The organism is Aliivibrio thorii (assembly GCF_057368585.1).
On sequence record NZ_CM170655.1, the window covers coordinates 172,288 to 188,996 of the forward strand.

At 37.8% G+C, this 16,709-nt stretch carries 15 protein-coding genes; 12 read left to right on the forward strand and 3 right to left on the reverse strand.

Annotation, left to right across the window (positions count from 1 at the left end; genetic code table 11):
* The first annotated feature begins 4 nt into the window (after nucleotides 1-4).
* From AC2IP4_RS15005 to AC2IP4_RS15045, 9 genes are all read left to right on the forward strand, one after another.
* A complete protein-coding gene (locus tag AC2IP4_RS15005; protein WP_486311026.1) occupies nucleotides 5-964 on the forward strand; it encodes a DUF58 domain-containing protein in 960 nt (319 codons plus the stop codon).
* Nucleotides 964-1,500: a DUF4381 domain-containing protein gene (locus tag AC2IP4_RS15010; RefSeq protein WP_486311027.1), complete on the forward strand. Its 537-nt coding sequence runs from the start codon at nucleotides 964-966 to the stop codon at nucleotides 1,498-1,500. The genes AC2IP4_RS15005 and AC2IP4_RS15010 overlap by 1 nt, the downstream gene beginning before the upstream one ends.
* Nucleotides 1,493-2,542, forward strand: coding sequence for a vWA domain-containing protein (locus tag AC2IP4_RS15015; protein ID WP_486311028.1), 1,050 nt, complete (start codon nucleotides 1,493-1,495; stop codon nucleotides 2,540-2,542). The genes AC2IP4_RS15010 and AC2IP4_RS15015 overlap by 8 nt, the downstream gene beginning before the upstream one ends.
* Nucleotides 2,535-4,313 carry a vWA domain-containing protein gene (locus tag AC2IP4_RS15020; RefSeq protein WP_486311029.1) on the forward strand — a complete coding sequence of 593 codons (1,779 nt, stop codon included), beginning with the start codon at nucleotides 2,535-2,537 and terminating at the stop codon, nucleotides 4,311-4,313. Before AC2IP4_RS15015 ends, AC2IP4_RS15020 begins: the two co-directional genes overlap by 8 nt.
* Nucleotides 4,313-5,563: a BatD family protein gene (locus AC2IP4_RS15025; RefSeq protein WP_486311030.1), complete on the forward strand. Its 1,251-nt coding sequence runs from the start codon at nucleotides 4,313-4,315 to the stop codon at nucleotides 5,561-5,563. The genes AC2IP4_RS15020 and AC2IP4_RS15025 overlap by 1 nt, the downstream gene beginning before the upstream one ends.
* 226 nt (nucleotides 5,564-5,789) lie before the next feature.
* A complete protein-coding gene (locus AC2IP4_RS15030; RefSeq protein ID WP_486311031.1) occupies nucleotides 5,790-6,944 on the forward strand; it encodes an efflux RND transporter periplasmic adaptor subunit in 1,155 nt (384 codons plus the stop codon).
* 21 nt (nucleotides 6,945-6,965) lie between these two features.
* Entirely contained in the window at nucleotides 6,966-10,082 is a 3,117-nt protein-coding gene (locus tag AC2IP4_RS15035) for an efflux RND transporter permease subunit (protein WP_486311032.1), read from the forward strand.
* Between the two features lie 93 nt (nucleotides 10,083-10,175).
* Nucleotides 10,176-10,931 (forward strand): hypothetical protein, encoded by a 756-nt coding sequence (locus AC2IP4_RS15040; RefSeq protein ID WP_486307655.1) that lies wholly within the window; start codon nucleotides 10,176-10,178, stop codon nucleotides 10,929-10,931.
* A gap of 98 nt (nucleotides 10,932-11,029) precedes the next feature.
* Nucleotides 11,030-11,194 carry a hypothetical protein gene (locus tag AC2IP4_RS15045; protein ID WP_375320277.1) on the forward strand — a complete coding sequence of 55 codons (165 nt, stop codon included), beginning with the start codon at nucleotides 11,030-11,032 and terminating at the stop codon, nucleotides 11,192-11,194.
* Between the two features lie 74 nt (nucleotides 11,195-11,268).
* Here the strand turns inward: AC2IP4_RS15045 and AC2IP4_RS15050 are convergent, their stop codons facing one another.
* Both AC2IP4_RS15050 and AC2IP4_RS15055 read right to left on the reverse strand, forming a co-directional pair.
* Nucleotides 11,269-12,066 carry a RecX family transcriptional regulator gene (locus AC2IP4_RS15050; RefSeq protein WP_486311033.1) on the reverse strand — a complete coding sequence of 266 codons (798 nt, stop codon included), beginning with the start codon at nucleotides 12,064-12,066 and terminating at the stop codon, nucleotides 11,269-11,271.
* A gap of 86 nt (nucleotides 12,067-12,152) precedes the next feature.
* Nucleotides 12,153-13,577 carry an aminotransferase-like domain-containing protein gene (locus tag AC2IP4_RS15055; RefSeq protein WP_375320275.1) on the reverse strand — a complete coding sequence of 475 codons (1,425 nt, stop codon included), beginning with the start codon at nucleotides 13,575-13,577 and terminating at the stop codon, nucleotides 12,153-12,155.
* Between the two features lie 121 nt (nucleotides 13,578-13,698).
* Between AC2IP4_RS15055 and AC2IP4_RS15060 the strand changes: the two genes are divergently transcribed.
* Complete coding sequence (locus AC2IP4_RS15060) at nucleotides 13,699-14,586, forward strand: DMT family transporter (RefSeq protein WP_486307657.1); 888 nt, start codon at nucleotides 13,699-13,701, stop codon at nucleotides 14,584-14,586.
* Between the two features lie 4 nt (nucleotides 14,587-14,590).
* On the opposite strand, the gene AC2IP4_RS15065 is transcribed toward AC2IP4_RS15060, so the two are convergent.
* Nucleotides 14,591-14,857: a hypothetical protein gene (locus tag AC2IP4_RS15065; RefSeq protein ID WP_486307658.1), complete on the reverse strand. Its 267-nt coding sequence runs from the start codon at nucleotides 14,855-14,857 to the stop codon at nucleotides 14,591-14,593.
* Between the two features lie 185 nt (nucleotides 14,858-15,042).
* Here AC2IP4_RS15065 and AC2IP4_RS15070 point away from each other — a divergent pair, with 185 nt between their 5' ends.
* Together AC2IP4_RS15070 and AC2IP4_RS15075 are read left to right on the forward strand one after the other, a co-directional pair.
* Entirely contained in the window at nucleotides 15,043-15,759 is a 717-nt protein-coding gene (locus AC2IP4_RS15070; RefSeq protein WP_375320272.1) for an ABC transporter ATP-binding protein, read from the forward strand.
* Entirely contained in the window at nucleotides 15,759-16,631 is an 873-nt protein-coding gene (locus AC2IP4_RS15075) for a hypothetical protein (RefSeq protein WP_486307659.1), read from the forward strand. The genes AC2IP4_RS15070 and AC2IP4_RS15075 overlap by 1 nt, the downstream gene beginning before the upstream one ends.
* The last annotated feature ends 78 nt before the right edge of the window (nucleotides 16,632-16,709 follow it).

Consider the following 16,709-nt stretch of genomic DNA (forward strand, 5'->3'; position numbering starts at 1 on the left):
CACCATGAATAATTTGTCTCCTATTCAGACACCTCAAAGCACAGTAGATCCTAGGGTCCACTGTGAATATACTCGCCTTGTAAAACTAAGAGCCCGTATTGATGGCTTCTCTCTTTACCCACATTTGAAAACCAGTCGTCAACTCTCTGGTCGCCATCTTTCAAGTTACCGCGGGAGAGGATTAAATTTTGAAGAATTACGTCATTATAATCTCGGTGATGATATTCGCAACCTCGATTGGAAGGTCACCTTAAGAACCGGTAAACCTCATGTAAGATCGTATACAGAAGAAAAAGATCACAATATTATTCTTTGTGTTGATCAGCGTTCAACCATGTTTTTCTCTTCCGTTAATACCATGAAATCCGTTGTTGCTGCAGAGCTTGCGAGCTTATGTGCATGGCGTGTAATTAAAGAAAGTGACCGTGTGGGACTGTTTCTAATTAAAGACGACAATACACAATGGATGTCACCAAAACGCAGTCAAGCTGATGTATTACATTATCTCAAACAGCTTACTTTCGCTAACCAGCAATTAAGCACAAAAACAAATAGTCCCCACCCTATTTCTTTATCTGACGCCCTTCATGAGCTTAATCGAAGAAAACTCAAAGACAGTGTCATTATTATCTTTAGTGACTGGCTTGGCATGACAGAAAAAGACACCTCATTACTCAAGCATCTTCAAAAAAGTAATGATGTTTTGAGCGTGTTAATTAGCGACCCTATGGAAACCTCTCTTACTTTCAATCCCACCTCAAAATGGGTGTTTAGTGACGGAGCTCATCAGATTAATTTAGAGAAAAAAAGAGACGTAATAAAAGCCAACCAACACCTCCAAACTGAACATCAAAAACGTTGCGATACGTTACGTCATTTAATGGCGATTAAACGCTTACCTTTCATGGAAATTTCAACGTCAGGAACACACATAACTCAATTTACTCATCTACTGAGATCGTAATGACCATGACTCATACCCCTCCAAATACTTATACCTTAAAAGGTATTATTGATGTTCAAGTTCCTGAACCTATCGCTTGGTTTCCTCAGACTCTGGGTTGGCAAATCCTATTCACATTACTCAGTGCTCTTATGCTTTTTGTGATTTATAGAGTAATTAAAATACACCGTAAAAACCGATACCGCCGCCAAGCATTAAGAGGTATTAACGAAATAAACAGTGACCGTCCTTACCAAGCAACTTGCGCGCTTTTTCATTTAATGAAACATATTGCCGTTCATTTAGATAAAGCAAACGCATCTAAATCAGGTGACGATTTATTGCAGTTCTTTGTGTTAACCAAAACGTCTCGCTGTATGCATTTTCATTATGCATTAAGCAAGCGTGCATTAAATGAAATTTGGCTTCCTGAAGCTGAATTCACCCTTGTTCCAGAACAAGCAGAGGTTCTTATTGGTCAATTCAGAGAGTGGGTGATTCACCACTCAATGGAAGAAAAATACAGCTCAAAAAATCAGGTGAAAATTAATGAGTAACTTGTCTTGGTCTAGTATCGAATTTCTATACCCAATGTGGTTATGGTTACTTCCTTTACCTTTACTTATCACGCGTATTACCCCCTCATATCGCACTCAACAGACTGCGATAAAAGTGCCGTTTTTCAATCTACTCGTTGATGCTTTAAAGCTCCCTACATCCGATGAAGCAAGTCGATTGAGCCCTGCCAAATGGCAACGCATCTTACTTTGTCTTTCTTGGGTATTAATCTTACTCGCCTTAACTAAGCCGACTTTATTAGGTCCACCTCAAGTTCGTGAACAAATAGGTCGTGACGTCATGGTGGTCGTCGATTTATCAGGATCAATGGCAGAGAAAGACTTCACCGGCAAAAACGGTCAAAAAGTGAGTCGATTAGATGCAGCCAAAGAAGTCTTAAAAGATTTTGCTAAAACACGAAAAGGCGATCGTCTTGGTTTAATTTTATTTGGTGATGCCGCTTTTATGCAAACACCTTTTACTTCAGACCACCAAGTTTGGCTCGATTTACTTGAGCAAACCCGTGTAAAAATGGCTGGAAAAAGTACCCATCTTGGAGATGCTATTGGCCTAACCATTAAACGATTTGAAGACAGTAAAAAACCGTTACCAACCGATAAATCCCGCGAAAAGGTCGCAATAATCCTCACCGATGGCAATGATACCGACAGCTATGTCCCCCCAATCGACGCTGCAAAAGTAGCGAAAGTGAAAGGAGTACGCATACATATGATTGCAATAGGTGACCCACAAACTGTAGGAGAACAAGCTCTTGATATGGATACTATTAATACTGTTGCTAATGCATCTGGCGGTCAAGCATTTCAAGCGCTAAACCAAAATGAATTACGTAACGCGTACGCTGAAATTGGCAAATTAGAACCACAACTTTATCAAAGCACAACCTACAGAACAAAGCAGAGTATTCATCAATACCCTGTGATGTTTTTAGTCTTAATACATCTGATCTTCTTTGGGTTTATGTCATGTAAACGTGCAAAGCAAAAATCTCATCAATCCAAAGGGGAACATCATGTTTGATTCACTCTCAACACAATGGCTTTTGATAAAACAAGGGGTTGTTCAATTTCATTTTATTCGCCCATTATGGTTGTTATTATTGATTCCTTTTGTTGTGATTATCTATCTAAAATGGCGACAAGAGACGCAAAACGACCAGAAAAATCAACTTCCCGAACATTTACAAAAAGCGTTAGTAGTAGGAAATGAGGGATGGAAACAGCAACTACCTTTAAAATTACTCGCGGTTGTATTATCGCTTACCATACTTATTTGTGCAGGCCCTACATGGCTAAAAGAACTGTCACCTTTTGGAGAAGATAAAGCGCCATTATTAATCGTATTAGATACGAGTGCGTCCATGCTTGAAAAAGACGTATTACCTAATCGATTAACGCGTTCTAAACAAAAGATCCAAAATTTATTAGCGCTACGAGAAGGTGGAAAAACAAGGTTAATCGTTTATTCAGGTACCGCACATATTGCGATGCCATTAACACAAGATTCTGCGGTATTTAAACCGTATCTTGCAGCCATTAGCCCTAAAATAATGCCTGTAGAAGGAAAATCAGCTTACAAAGCATTACCATTAAGCAAACAGCAGTTTTCAACCTTATCTTCTTTACAACAGCCACAAATCACAGGGACGGTTGTATTAATCACTAATGGGGTAACCACACAAGATTATGAACGTTTTGAGGAATACTTTACTTATTCTTCCAACCAATTACTTATTCTTGCTGTGGGTGATGAAAATAGAACCAGTAATTTCCCGTTAAATATGGCTTCTTTAAATGAATTAAAGCGCTTGAGTCATGGAAAAATAATTCAAATCTCAATTGATAACAGCGATGTAAATTGGCTCAATCATCAAATCAAACGTCACATGCAATTAAACAATGATTCCGTTATGCCATGGGAAGATTTAGGTTATTTTCTGCTGTTCCCTGTTTTATTACTCATACTATTATGGTTTAGACGAGGTTGGTTAGTTCAGTGGTGCGCCGCCTTTATTCTTATAGGGAGTCTTGGACTTTATTCACCCTCAACATTGGCTGAAATGGTTCAATCAACAGCAACACACTCTACAGAAAAAGAAAATAACAAGAAAGATATGTGGGATAAAACCACACAATGGTGGATGGATTTATGGCTCACTCCAGATCAACAAGGCCAATGGTATTTCAACAAAAATGACTATATTAAAGCCGCGCAACATTATCAAGACCCATTGCATAAAGGGGTCGCGTTCTATTATGCAGCAGAATACCAACAAGCCTATACGGCATTCATGGCGGGAATTCCAGATCTTCAAACTGCATTAGAAAACACTCAGCAAACAAATAATAACCAAGAGTCTAAAGAAGATTCGAACATCGAGGTTTTATTATTTAATACCGCGAATTCACTTGCCAGACAGAGAGAGTATATTGCTGCTCGGGATTTACTTAGCTCCATTGTGAAGCGCTATCCAAACAACAAGCCTGCTAAACATAACCTGAATCTAATACAAAATATGATTGATGAGATTAACCGCTTAAGTGAAAGCCAAGCCAACACAGGTGAACTTGAGCCATCTCAAGAACTGCCAGAAAACGAACCTCAAACCTCCGACGGTGCTAACGAGCAAGTATTTGAATCTCAGATAAAAAAACAAACTCTCTCTGCGGAACAAATCTTGGCTAATGAGAAAATAGCCGATAAGTGGTTACGTCGAGTAGAAGCTGATCCTAAATATTTTTTACAAAACAAATTCCACCTACAAACGCTTTCTAAAAAAGGAAATGAATAATGCGCCGAGCACACACATCCCTTTTACTTTTACTTATGTTTTTCGTAACCAGTTTTCCTCTTTACGCCAAAGAAGAAGCATTACCAACAATGCAAGAATTGCTAAACAATCATCAAATTACGCTTACGAGTTTTCTAAGCTCGGAAAACGCAAGCTCAGATAAGAAAAGACCGACCATTATTGCGATTAACCAACCTGTTATTCTGACTATTGATATTGCGACGCCTCGATGGTTTACCGATGGAACCGTAATTGAAACCATTTCAATCCCAAACCTTATTGCTCAACAACGTAATTTACAAGCAACCAATTATAGCCAGATGGAAGGTGGGCAAACATGGTCACACCAACGTTGGGAGATCCCTCTATTTCCCCAGCAAACAGGGCAATTTATAGTACCCTCTATAGGTATTAAAATTACGGTTTCGGTAGCTACAGGGAAAAATATTCAAGGCGTTTTATTTACCCAACCTCATCGTTTCTCAGCACAACGACCAACAGTAAAAATGACTGCCCCAGAAGAATGGGTTGTCTCTTCAGACGCCATATTAACTCAAACCTGGGAGATCTTAACTTCAAAAATAACAACAAAAGAATCTGCCAAACCGATTTTTACTGTTGGGGATACAGTAACTCGACAAGTATCATTACAAGCGTCTAATTCTCTGGCAATCCTACTGCCTACCCTAATCCCTATACAACAGGACAAAGCGGTCCTAACTTATACTAATCCCGTACAACTCAAAGACATGAATAACAGAGGAGAACATACTGCACTAAGAAAAGAGTCTGAAACTTATATTCTACAAAATGGTGGGGAAATAACCTTACCAAGCATTATTATGCCTTATTGGAATACAACAACACAGCAGTCAGAAACACTCCTTCTTAAAGGTAAAACTATTCAAGTGAAACACTCTCTGGTTTCTTGGCTAAAGGCTTATTGGGCGTTATTAGCGTTAGCTTTAACCATTATTGTTTTTTTTGTTTTCCTAATAAAAAAGATAACCAACTATTACCAAACAAATCCTTACCCTGATTGGCTATTATTTTTTCAGGCTACCAAGTGCCATTCTTCGCCTGAAATTAGGCTATATCTATACCGTAAGGTCTTTAAGAAAACAGAATTACTAGAACTAAAAAAGTACCAAATCAATAATCAAGAAACATGGAATTCAGACAGTGAAAACGTACAAAAAACAATGCTATCACCCCGTAAGTTATGGCGACTTTGGTTCAAAATAAAGTAACGATTGAAACCGTAGAAATACCCTAACTTCCAGATTTACAGGAAATTTATTAAGCAGAAAAATTAAATAAAAATATTTATAAACAAATTATAAAAGCTAAAAAAACGTTATTAAATCCCCGTGGGCTATCTCTCACTACTCAAGAATTGAACTTATTTACAACCTTAATAATAGTAAGGTTTAAATGTAACTAAATGTATATTTAAATTTAAACCGAGAACCTCTTATGAAAAAAATAATAAGCAATTCTTTAATTATTAGCTTACTTAGTACCTTTGTTCTAAGTGGCTGTAATCAAGAGAAAGCACCTACAGCAGTCACCGCTTCACACCCTAAAGTGAAGTCACTTGTAATTCAATCACAATCAATTACCCCGCACTTGGAGTTTATTGGCCGAACTTCATCAGCACGTAGCGTTGAAATTATTCCTCGCGTTGGCGGAGAACTTAAAGCCATTCATTTTAACGATGGTGACTTTGTAAAAAAAGGCGCACTCTTGTATGAAATTGATTCCCGTCAGTTTCATGCAACTGTTAACTCTGCAGAAGCCTCTTTAGAAAAAGCCAAAGCGACTTTAAAGATGGCATCTAATAATGCAAAACGCGCCGAACAATTAATAAAAGATAAAAGCATTAGTGCTCAGCAATATGACACGGCCATCGCTAATTACACATCAGCAAAAGCTGATATTTCAGAAAAAAAAGCCGCTTTAAAATCCGCTCAACTCGATTTGGAATTCACTCGTATCTACGCTCCTTTCTCCGGTCGTCTTGGATTTTCTCGCTACAAAATTGGAGAGCAAGTGACGGCTTTATTGCCACCAAGTTCAACAATGAAAAACAGCTTGGTTTCATTAACAAAAGTCGATGTGATGAACTTTGATTTTAATGTCGATGAGAAGATTTATCGTCGTATTCGTAATGCTATCGACATTGTAAGAAATAAGAAAAAGAAACTTAATCTTGATATTCGCTTAACGCTATCTGATGGTTCTCTTTATGCTAAAAATGGAAAGATCTCTGCTGTTGGCAATAAAATCGATCCTTCTACCGGATCTATCCACGTTCAAGCTATTTTTGAGAATACCGATTATGGGTTGATGCCTGGAGAGTTTGGGAAAATCAAAATTAGCTTAAAAGAACGCACGGTTAATGGTTTATTGATCCCTCAATCTTCCATTCAGCAAGATCAAGCTGGGGACTACGTCATGCAAATTAATGATACGAATATCATTGAACAACGATACATCATTCTCGGCCAAGCTTATGGTACCAATAAAGCAGTAATTTCAGGATTAAATGAAGGAGACCGCATCGTAACTGAAGGTCTACAAAAAATCCGTTCTGGCATACAAGTTGAAGAATTACCTTCGGCAGAATAATGCAAAATTAGGATATCTATTATGTTAAGTAAATTTTTCATCTATCGACCTAAGTTTGCATTGGTAATCTCACTCGTCATGACGTTAATGGGCTTAATTGCCTTGAAGATTTTACCTATTGCAGAATACCCAGCAATTTCACCTACGGTTATTATTGTAAATACAGTATACCCAGGGGCGAATGCAAGCGTAGTAAAAAAAACCGTAGCACAACCTTTAGAGTCCAAAATTAATGGTGTAGAAGACATGATTTATATGTCGTCGAACATTGGTAATGATGGCAGCTATAGCCTGCGTGTGTATTTTCGTATTGGTGCTGATGGTGATATGGCACAAGTTCGAGTCAATAACTTAGTTTCTCAAGCGACATCAACCTTACCGCCAGAAGTGAAACAAATTGGTGTAACAGTTCGTAAAAAATCATCAGATATCTTGGGCGTTGTAACGTTAAGCTCACCAAAAGGGACTTATGACAGTATTTATCTGTCGAATTATGCCGATCTTAATTTGGTTGAACGTCTAAAACGACTCGAAGGCATGAGTGATATTACGCTGCTAGGTAAGAAGTCTTACTCAATGCGTATCTGGCTGAACCCTAATAAAATGAGTACGTTAAATCTGACCTCTACTGATGTTATAGGAGCCATTAAATCCCAAAATATTCAAGTTGCCGCAGGAAAGATTGGAGGAATGCCTGCTCCTGAGCAACAACAAAATCAATACGTATTGCAAACAAAAGGACGCTTGAGTACGACTGCTGAGTTTGGCGGTATCGTGATCAGAGCAAACAAAGATGGCTCAATCATTCGATTGTCTGATGTTGCTCGTATCGAACTTGGGGCACAAGGATATGAAGCAGATGGACAGCTAAACAACCAACCAGCTGCGGTAATGGCGTTATACCAATTACCCACTGCAAATGCTCTAGATGCTATGAGCAAAGTTAAAGCGGCAATGAAACAATACAGCAAAACATTTCCAGGTGATTTGGAATATAACATTGCGTATGACTCTACCGAATACGTAGAAGCCTCAATTGATGAGGTTTATGAAACACTCATTATTGCGGCATTACTTGTTGCTCTTGTCGTCTACGTTTTCTTGCAAAACTTACGCGCTACCGCTATTCCCATCATCGCGATTCCTGTTTCAATTATTGCGACGTTTGCAGTAATGAACATCATGGGGATGACAATTAACACTATTTCACTTTTTGGTTTAATACTTGCTATAGGGATTGTGGTTGATGATGCGATCATCGTTGTTGAAAACGTAGAACGTATTATTCATGAAAAGCACATGAAACCAATTCCAGCCACCATTGAAGCAATGAAAGAAGTTACAGGACCTGTGCTTGCAACCACATTAATCTTGTTGGCGGTATTTGTTCCTGTTGCTCTCTTGCCTGGTATATCAGGAAAAATGTTCAATCAGTTTGCAGTGACTATTTGTGTCTCTGTATTAATTTCAGCCATTAATGCATTAACTCTGTCTCCTGCATTATGTGGTTTGATTTTAACGGATAAACACAGTGAGCCTGTCGCTCCACTTCGTGCCTTTAACCGAGGTTTTGAAGCTTTAACAAAGAAATATCAATCTCTTGTAGGAATAATGAGTAAACGCTTATTTCTATCCAGCGTTGTATATATGGCGCTGATTGGTACTTTGGCTTATACCTTTAGTACTGTTCCTACCGCATTTGTGCCGAATGAAGATAAAGGAGCGTTCATGGTAGAAATGCGTCTTCCTGATTCTGCATCATTACAACGAACCATTCCAATTCTTCAAGATTACACTCGAGATCTATTAAAAATTGAAGGTGTAGAAGATGTAGTCTCTGTAAGTGGTTTCTCTTTGATTAACATGTCGGCAATACCAAATGCAGGGATGCTTATTATCAAACTAGATAATTGGGACCAACGTAAAGATCCAGCTTTACATCAACAAGCCTTGATGAATAAAGTTCGCCAAATGTTGAATTCAATACCTAATGCTAATGCATTGGTCTTTTCAACTCCTGCAATACGTGGAATGGGCTCTGTCGATGGATTCAACTTTGTTCTGGAGGATAATTTAGGTCGAACACCTCAAGAGCTTGCACGCACCACTCAAGATTTTGTCGCGAAAATAAACCAACTACCAGAAGTCGCTCGTGCCTTCTCTATTTTTAGGGCAAATGTACCGCAACGCTTCATTGATGTTGATCGCGATAAAGCCATTTCAATGGGAATACCGCTGAGTGATATTTTCCAAACACTTCAAGCGCAACTAGGTGGTGCATACATCTCTGATTTCAATATTTACGGGCGTTCTTTTCAAGTAAAAGTACAAGCAGAACAAGAATATCGAGACAGCACTGATGACATCAATAACCTTTATGTAAGAAGTAATACTGGAAAAATGGTCTCGTTAGGAACATTAGTCAAAATCAAACCTATCTTTGGGCCTGATTCACTAATGAACTACAACCTACTCGGCTCTGCAACAATCAATGGCGTTCCTGCACCAGGTTACAGTTCTGGCGATGTCGTCAATGCCATTGAAAAATTAGCGGAGAATGAATTACAAAAAGGGTATTCCTACGAATGGTCTGGTATGACATATCAAGAGCAAGAAGCCGGTAACGCTGCGCCTATCGCATTTGCCTTATCATTATTATTTACTTATCTGTTCTTAGTTGCCCAGTACGAGAGTTGGAGTATTCCAACAGCAGTAATGATGGCTGTACCCATTGCAATACTCGGTGCAATAGCAACTCTATTTGCTCTTGGTCTGCCGTTCGATTTATACGTTCAAATAGGCATTGTTATTCTCATCGGGATGTCGGCCAAGGTCGCCATATTGATTGTAGAGTTTGCCAAGGTATTACGTGAAGAAAAGGGTTACTCAATTATTGACGCGGCAAAAGAAGCAGCCCGATTACGTTTCAGAGCAGTACAAATGACTGCATTTGCCTTTATCTGGGGCGTATTCCCTCTTGTCATTGCTTCTGGTGCGGGGGCTGAATCTCGTCATTCATTGGGCTATGCCGTATTTGGCGGCATGATTTTATCGACCTTAATCGGCACAATATTTACTCCGGTATTCTTTGTTGCGATGCAAACGTTAAGGGAGAAGTTTAATCCAAAGAAAGAGTAAATAAATATTGTCTAAATATCACTTTAAACCTACATGGCTTATCCATGCCTTGTAGGTTTTTTGATTTAATTTTCAACTTTATCAGGCTACATAATGAATATTAAACATCTTATTTTACTGTCTCTTTTATCTTCATCCGTATCTCACGCAGCAAGCACAATAAAAGCGAATACTAAAAAGCTCCCTGATGATCCAACCCGTGTCGTCACTGAATTAGGTTTAACTTATAGCGATAATTACGATACCAGTAGTAATAGCTGGTCATTAACGGGGTCGATAGCCTTTGACCCCGTAAAAAAAATCAATGTGAGAATCAATGATGATGGCAATGAATGGCGTATTGGTGGTTCATGGTTATTTGACCTAGGGATCGTCAATTTTAACTTTGGTAAAAATGAATTCGATAACGGTAATACCCAAAAAAATTACAGTGTTGGCACCTTCATACCACTAAGTTACTTCGGGTTTGAACCGTTAGGCATTCAAATATTTCCTACTATTGGCTATAACTATAATGATGGTGAAGAAGTCTGTGATACAAACTCATCAATGGGTAAATGCTATGAAGCAACCCCAACTTTTGATGACACTTTTATGATGGTATCTACCAACAACCAAAGTGGGTATGCCGGTGCCTTTGCCTTAAAACCATTAACTCAAAAATTCACCTTAATAATGGCTACAGGTGCAGCAAAAGGAACGAATGATTACGATGCATGGTGGCTATTTGGAGGATTGAGTTACAAAATTACAGAGAAACAAACTCTAAGTACATTCACATACATGATCGATAATAACTATGGGCAAGAAGAACGCTTTGGCATCACTTATAAATACACCTTTAATTAACCGCCACTGCCACTGTTTTTATTATTAGCTAAATGTAATCAACGCCCCAAAGCGATAACTATATGATATTGCTGTGGGGCGCTCCATAGGGAAATCACATGGACACATTACGTATTTACTCATTTAAAACCATAACAAGTTCACATAAACGAAATGGACATATCTCGCTAAAAACACTATCTACATGGAACAAACGAATACCCAATATCGAAGCGGTTTACTTTCAATGTAAAAAACAACATCATTTACTTCCATTGAAATAAATATTTATTTTACAAAAAGTTAAATATTTAGAAATATACAATTATGGGTATCTATTATTTAAGTGCCAATAACTTTAACTAGAAAGCGTCTCTTTAATTTCATCCGAACTAAAACCATGAGAATAAAGATAGGCATAGGCTTTGCTCTTATCTTTTGAATTACTTAAATCAAAGCGTTTTTTATCTAACCTTACTTGGCAGTTTTCATAGAAATCAATCGAACCGTCCATCTCTAGTTTTTCAATTTCTTCATCAAAAGTAGAGATATCGATCAGTTTTTGTTTTAGCTCCCGCTTGATAACAGATTTACCTTTAAGCTTACGAGCGAGCTTCTCTATCTCTTTAACCAGATCGGCTTTATCTGCTTTAATTTGCATTTTAGACAGTAGCATAGAAGCCACAGGATGAGACTTTATCGCTTCACGAACATCAGACGATTTAAAGCCATACTTAGTTAGCGTGGTGTACAGTTTATCACTTGATAATGAGTCTAAATTCATATTAGCCAAACGATTATTAAGTAATGTTATCTCGCACACCTCATCACGGTTAGCGACGTATGAAATAGCCTCATTGATTACCGATTCATTAATCCCTTTCTCTCTTAACTTCGACAAAATAAACTGACTGCCTTTCTCGCCACTAAATGCCATTTCTACAAAGTTAATCGCAAAGTTTTTATCTGATTTTAGATAACCACGCCCGATGAGATCTTCAAGAACAGTATCAATCCACTCTTGATTATCCGTTTTAGCTACAAGCTTTTTTCTTAACTCATCGATAGTTCTGTCTTTGGCTTCAAGATGATAAAAAGCACTGCCGTATACATTATCAATGGTTTTTGCGGGTTTAACGGGACGTTGACTGAACATAAGAACCTCGGGTAATTAGACACACACTCTCGAATCTAACGCATATAATCAGTAGATGCTATAGACGCATTAAATAACCTTTATTTCTAGGGATATCTCACCTGCTTTGCAACAATACTAGCCAAGGTCTCTATCCCTTTTTTCCATTTATCATTATCTCTATAAGAAGCAAAACTAATACGGATACAATGTTTAAATTGATCTTGAGTACAAAACATCGTTCCTGGTAATACACTAATTTTTTGACTTAATGCTTGTTGATATATCTCGGTGCCATCCGTACCCAAAGGTAAGGTTAACCAGCATAAAAAACCACCCTCTGGTTGAGAGAGATAATAACGCTGCTTTAGATGTGGGTAACTATCCAGAGCTTCAGTTAATAGCAGGTATACCCGTTTTTGATTACTCTTATAACTGCGCTGCGCTCTATGCACATGTTGTTTATATTTGCCTTTTTTGAGGAAATCACTTACCGCTGACTGGATAAGATTTACACTTCCCATATTTTCTGACATCAAACGTTTTTCTACTTGTGCTTGATATTTCCCAGCTAAGATCCAACCAATCCTTAAGCGTGAATCAAGAGTTTTAGATAATGAATTGCAATAAATTACTCTATCTTCAGTATCTAACTCTTTAAAGGTTTTTGGTGCACTCTCATAAGACAAACCACCAAATACATCTTCTTCAATAAAAGGGATCCCTGTTGTTACTTTTAATAACGCTTTTCGAGCAGATTCTGATTGCGTATAACCCGTCGGATTATTATAAGTAGGGTTGATTAAAATCGCTTTTATGTCCCACTTTTTTATTGCCTGTTCGACCGCTGTAATGTCTAAACCGTAACTAAAATGATTAGGGATCTCGATGACTTTTAACCCTAAAGATTCAAGTAGAAGTAAGGAACCGAAATAACAGGGGGAGTCGACCAAAACAATATCCCCAGCTTTTGTTAACGCCTGTAAACTTAAACTAATGGCCTGCTGAGCGCCATGTGTAATTAACACTTCATTTGTCGATACAGAAATACCCAGATCCTGAGTTATGTTTGCCACATATTTAAGTAACGATGAATTTCCCGGAGGCATTTGATAGCAGCTTGGAATATTCGATTGTTGGCGACTATGCCGCCCTATCTCTGCATATAACGTTCGTATCGCAGGAAAGTCAATATCGGGATGAGCTGACCCCATAGATAGTAATTGATGCTCATTTGGTTGACTCAAAATGGATTTACTAAGGGATAATAAATCGATATTCGATGGTGAACTTGATGTCTTAGCCTGAAACTCTCGGTGAAAATTAATATTTGCAACGGTATAGCCAGAGCGATCATGAGCGATCAATATTTGTTTTGCTTCTAGCTCCTCGTAAGCTCGTATAACCGTATTTTTCCCTACCAATAACGTGTCACTAAGTTCTCGAATAGAAGGTAATTTATCTCCCGCAAGATACAGTCCTTTCTCAATACCCTGCTGGATATGTTTTTTCACTTGTTGGTATTTTTTCACTATTCATCCCTTAATTATCCACCTCGAATCTGTACCCAATAAAATAAAGAAAACTGTCTCTTATATCAATAGCTGTACCTAGCTAAAGTACGCTAAAGACAAAACATAAACAGGAATTATTATGCTTACTAAATACGTGCCTTTTATCTTCGTCGCTTTATGGAGTTCTGGTTTTATTGGCGCTCAATATGGGTTGCAGTTTGCAGAACCCGCTACCTTTTTACTTATTCGTATGCTAGCAAATATTGGCGTTTTTATTATTCTATTGCTTATCTTCAAATCTCAACTGCCAACAGGTAAGGATGTTATTCATTCTCTCATTGCTGGCATCTTAATTCACGGGTTCTATTTAGGGGGTACTTATCAAGCAATTTCCCTTGGTATGTCGTCAGGACTATGTGCTTTGCTTGTCGGGGTTCAACCTATTCTTACCGCTGTGTTATTGGTTAATTTTGGGAAACAACGTTTACTTCCCCTACAGTGGCTAGGTCTATTTGTCGGTTTGGTTGGAATTACGTTAGTACTGCAAGGCAACATAGAGTGGCGAGATACTAGTAATAAATATGCAGCATATTCTTTTGCATTTATCGCTCTCATTGGTATTACATTAGGAACGTTATATCAAAAAAGATACTGCCAAAATGTAAATCTCATTGGTAGCATGGTTTGGCAATATTGTGCGGCTGCATTTGTTTTCTTACCAGTTGCTTTACTCAATGAAACCATGGCAGTAACATGGAATGCCGAGTTTATTTTTGGTGTTATGTGGCTAGTCTTGGTTGTCTCAGTTAGCGCGATTTTATTACTGCTTTATATGATTAAAAAAGGCGATTCTTCAAGCGTGGCTTCTACTTTTTATCTCATCCCACCAATGACCGCATTTCAAGCATGGATTATCTTTGGTGAACATTTTGATACCCAAGGTGCAGTAGGGTTTACTCTTGCAGCGATTGCGGTTTATTTAGTAATAAGAAAGCCAAAATCACGTCTAGTTACCGCCGTAAAATAAAGGATTAATTCACTTCTCGTCTTAATCTCGTCACTTCATTTGCTTTATTTAATGCGCCTAACATCTGATTAAGGCGCAATTGAGTAATGTTAGAAGGACGGCGGCTAAAAGGCACTAATTCAGTACGCTTTATTGGAACAAACTCCAATGCTTCTTTTCGATATATGAAGTAGCTACTCGTAATCGCCTCTAGCGATACATAACCAAATCTTTCATGTGTTTTGCGTACTCGCTGCTCAAATCTTTCCATAACTAAAAACCGACGTCCCATAATAAAATACCTAGAGATAAAAAGAACATAATCCATGTTATCTCACCGGCAAACACATGTTGTTAGCATCTGAGTTCAAAATAATTTCAAAATGCTAAGTTGTGCATTGAACTTTCTTTAATGAACTTATCGTGGTATTTCTAATCAATAATATATTACAAGCTTTAAAATCGATAAGGTATAGGATGCTCCCTCTTGTTCATGTAAAAAACGTCTCAAAATGCTATTCAAATTCCAATCAAAATCAACAGGCTCTGAGTGATATAAACTTCAACCTGCAAGCCGGACAAGTTCTTGGACTGCTTGGTCATAATGGTGCTGGAAAATCGACCTTAATTAACTCTCTATTAGGTACTCATAGGTATCAAGGTGAGATCAGCATTAATGGTTTACACCCTATAGACCAACATGCTGAACTGATGCAACATTTAGCCTATATCTCGGACGTTAATGTTTTACCTGAATGGATGAGTGTAAAACAGTTATTGAAATACACATCAGGGATCCACCCGAGTTTTAATATCGATAAAGCAAGATCCGTGTTGAGCAATACGAACATCACACTTAATAGAAAAATTAAAACACTATCTAAAGGAATGAAAGTTCAAGTTCATTTAGCCATTGTTATTGCAACTGACACTAAAGTTCTTATCTTAGATGAACCAACATTAGGGCTAGATCTATTATATAGAGATACGTTTTATCAGCATTTAGTCACTTGGTTTAATGCCGGTGAGCGATGTCTGATTATTGCCAGTCATGAAGTTTCTGAAATTGAGCACTTGCTAACCGATGTTCTGATATTAAAACAAGGAAAAGTCGTCAAACAAGAGAAAATGAACAATATACCAAAAGGCACTTTAGCTGAACTCTTTATCGCACTACAAAAGGAATCAATTTAATGCGCCCTGCACTATTTATGCTTGAAAAAGAACTAATTGAACACAAAACGGTTACTCGTGTCCCTTTGTTTATTCTTCTTTGTGGTGTTCTGCTTTTTATTAGCTTGATGATGAACACAAACCTACAAGATAACTTATTCATCTCAGTACAAACTCAAGGCAACATTACGCCTTTTTCTACTGGGTTTTCTAACGATTTACAAATGATGCTAAATTTCATAGCAGGGATTTTATCTTTAGCGTTAACAACAACCTACCTATCAAAAACATTACGTAAAGAGCGTAAAGAGGGCAGCACTGCATTTTGGCGAAGTATGCCGATATCAAGCCAATATACCCATGCGATAAAATTATGTTTTGGCTTAATTGTTATCCCACTTATCTTTTCATTATTAGTATTAATTGCCAATTTATTTTTCTGGATAATTAGCATATCTAGCGACACCGTATTAGTCTTACTTCATGGACATACCTCATTTTTGTCTATTGTTATTAATTGGCTACAATTCATAGGCCGCATGCTACTAGTCAGTCTTGTTATGCTGCCAATTGCTGGATTGATTCTTGCTATTTCTCAGGAAAATAACTCACCATTAATCGTTCTTTTCCTTGGCGGATATGCACTAAAGTTATTATCTACATGGGTCTTAAATTGGGATGGTATTGCGATATTTCTTACGCACATTTACCAAATACCAACGACTATTTTATTGTCTAATACTCCCCTAATAAGTTTCGTAAATGCTGGTATAGGGTTTCTCAGTCTCTACTCTTTAATTGGTGTGATCGCATTATTTGCTAGTATTTCTCTTTATCGTACGACTGAAATGTCATGGCAGTCACTGAACCCAAGCTGGATATTTAAAAAATAATTGACCTACAAAAAAAAGGAGTTCTCATCAGCACTCCCTTTTTCTTTTCACAAAATTCACTTCGAAATCTGTTTATAC

Excerpts from the sequence above, each read along its gene's own strand:
- AC2IP4_RS15065 (WP_486307658.1), bottom strand. The coding sequence starts at position 14,857 with ATGGGACGTCGGTTTTTAGTTATGGAAAGATTTGAGCAGCGAGTACGC.
- AC2IP4_RS15030 (WP_486311031.1), top strand. The coding sequence starts at position 5,790 with ATGAAAAAAATAATAAGCAATTCTTTAATTATTAGCTTACTTAGTACC.
- AC2IP4_RS15075 (WP_486307659.1), top strand. The coding sequence starts at position 15,759 with ATGCGCCCTGCACTATTTATGCTTGAAAAAGAACTAATTGAACACAAA.
- AC2IP4_RS15040 (WP_486307655.1), top strand. The coding sequence starts at position 10,176 with ATGAATATTAAACATCTTATTTTACTGTCTCTTTTATCTTCATCCGTA.
- AC2IP4_RS15010 (WP_486311027.1), top strand. The coding sequence starts at position 964 with ATGACCATGACTCATACCCCTCCAAATACTTATACCTTAAAAGGTATT.
- AC2IP4_RS15015 (WP_486311028.1), top strand. The coding sequence starts at position 1,493 with ATGAGTAACTTGTCTTGGTCTAGTATCGAATTTCTATACCCAATGTGG.
- AC2IP4_RS15020 (WP_486311029.1), top strand. The coding sequence starts at position 2,535 with ATGTTTGATTCACTCTCAACACAATGGCTTTTGATAAAACAAGGGGTT.
- AC2IP4_RS15005 (WP_486311026.1), top strand. The coding sequence starts at position 5 with ATGAATAATTTGTCTCCTATTCAGACACCTCAAAGCACAGTAGATCCT.
- AC2IP4_RS15060 (WP_486307657.1), top strand. The coding sequence starts at position 13,699 with ATGCTTACTAAATACGTGCCTTTTATCTTCGTCGCTTTATGGAGTTCT.
- AC2IP4_RS15050 (WP_486311033.1), bottom strand. The coding sequence starts at position 12,066 with ATGTTCAGTCAACGTCCCGTTAAACCCGCAAAAACCATTGATAATGTA.
- AC2IP4_RS15070 (WP_375320272.1), top strand. The coding sequence starts at position 15,043 with ATGCTCCCTCTTGTTCATGTAAAAAACGTCTCAAAATGCTATTCAAAT.
- AC2IP4_RS15045 (WP_375320277.1), top strand. The coding sequence starts at position 11,030 with ATGGACACATTACGTATTTACTCATTTAAAACCATAACAAGTTCACAT.
- AC2IP4_RS15025 (WP_486311030.1), top strand. The coding sequence starts at position 4,313 with ATGCGCCGAGCACACACATCCCTTTTACTTTTACTTATGTTTTTCGTA.
- AC2IP4_RS15035 (WP_486311032.1), top strand. The coding sequence starts at position 6,966 with ATGTTAAGTAAATTTTTCATCTATCGACCTAAGTTTGCATTGGTAATC.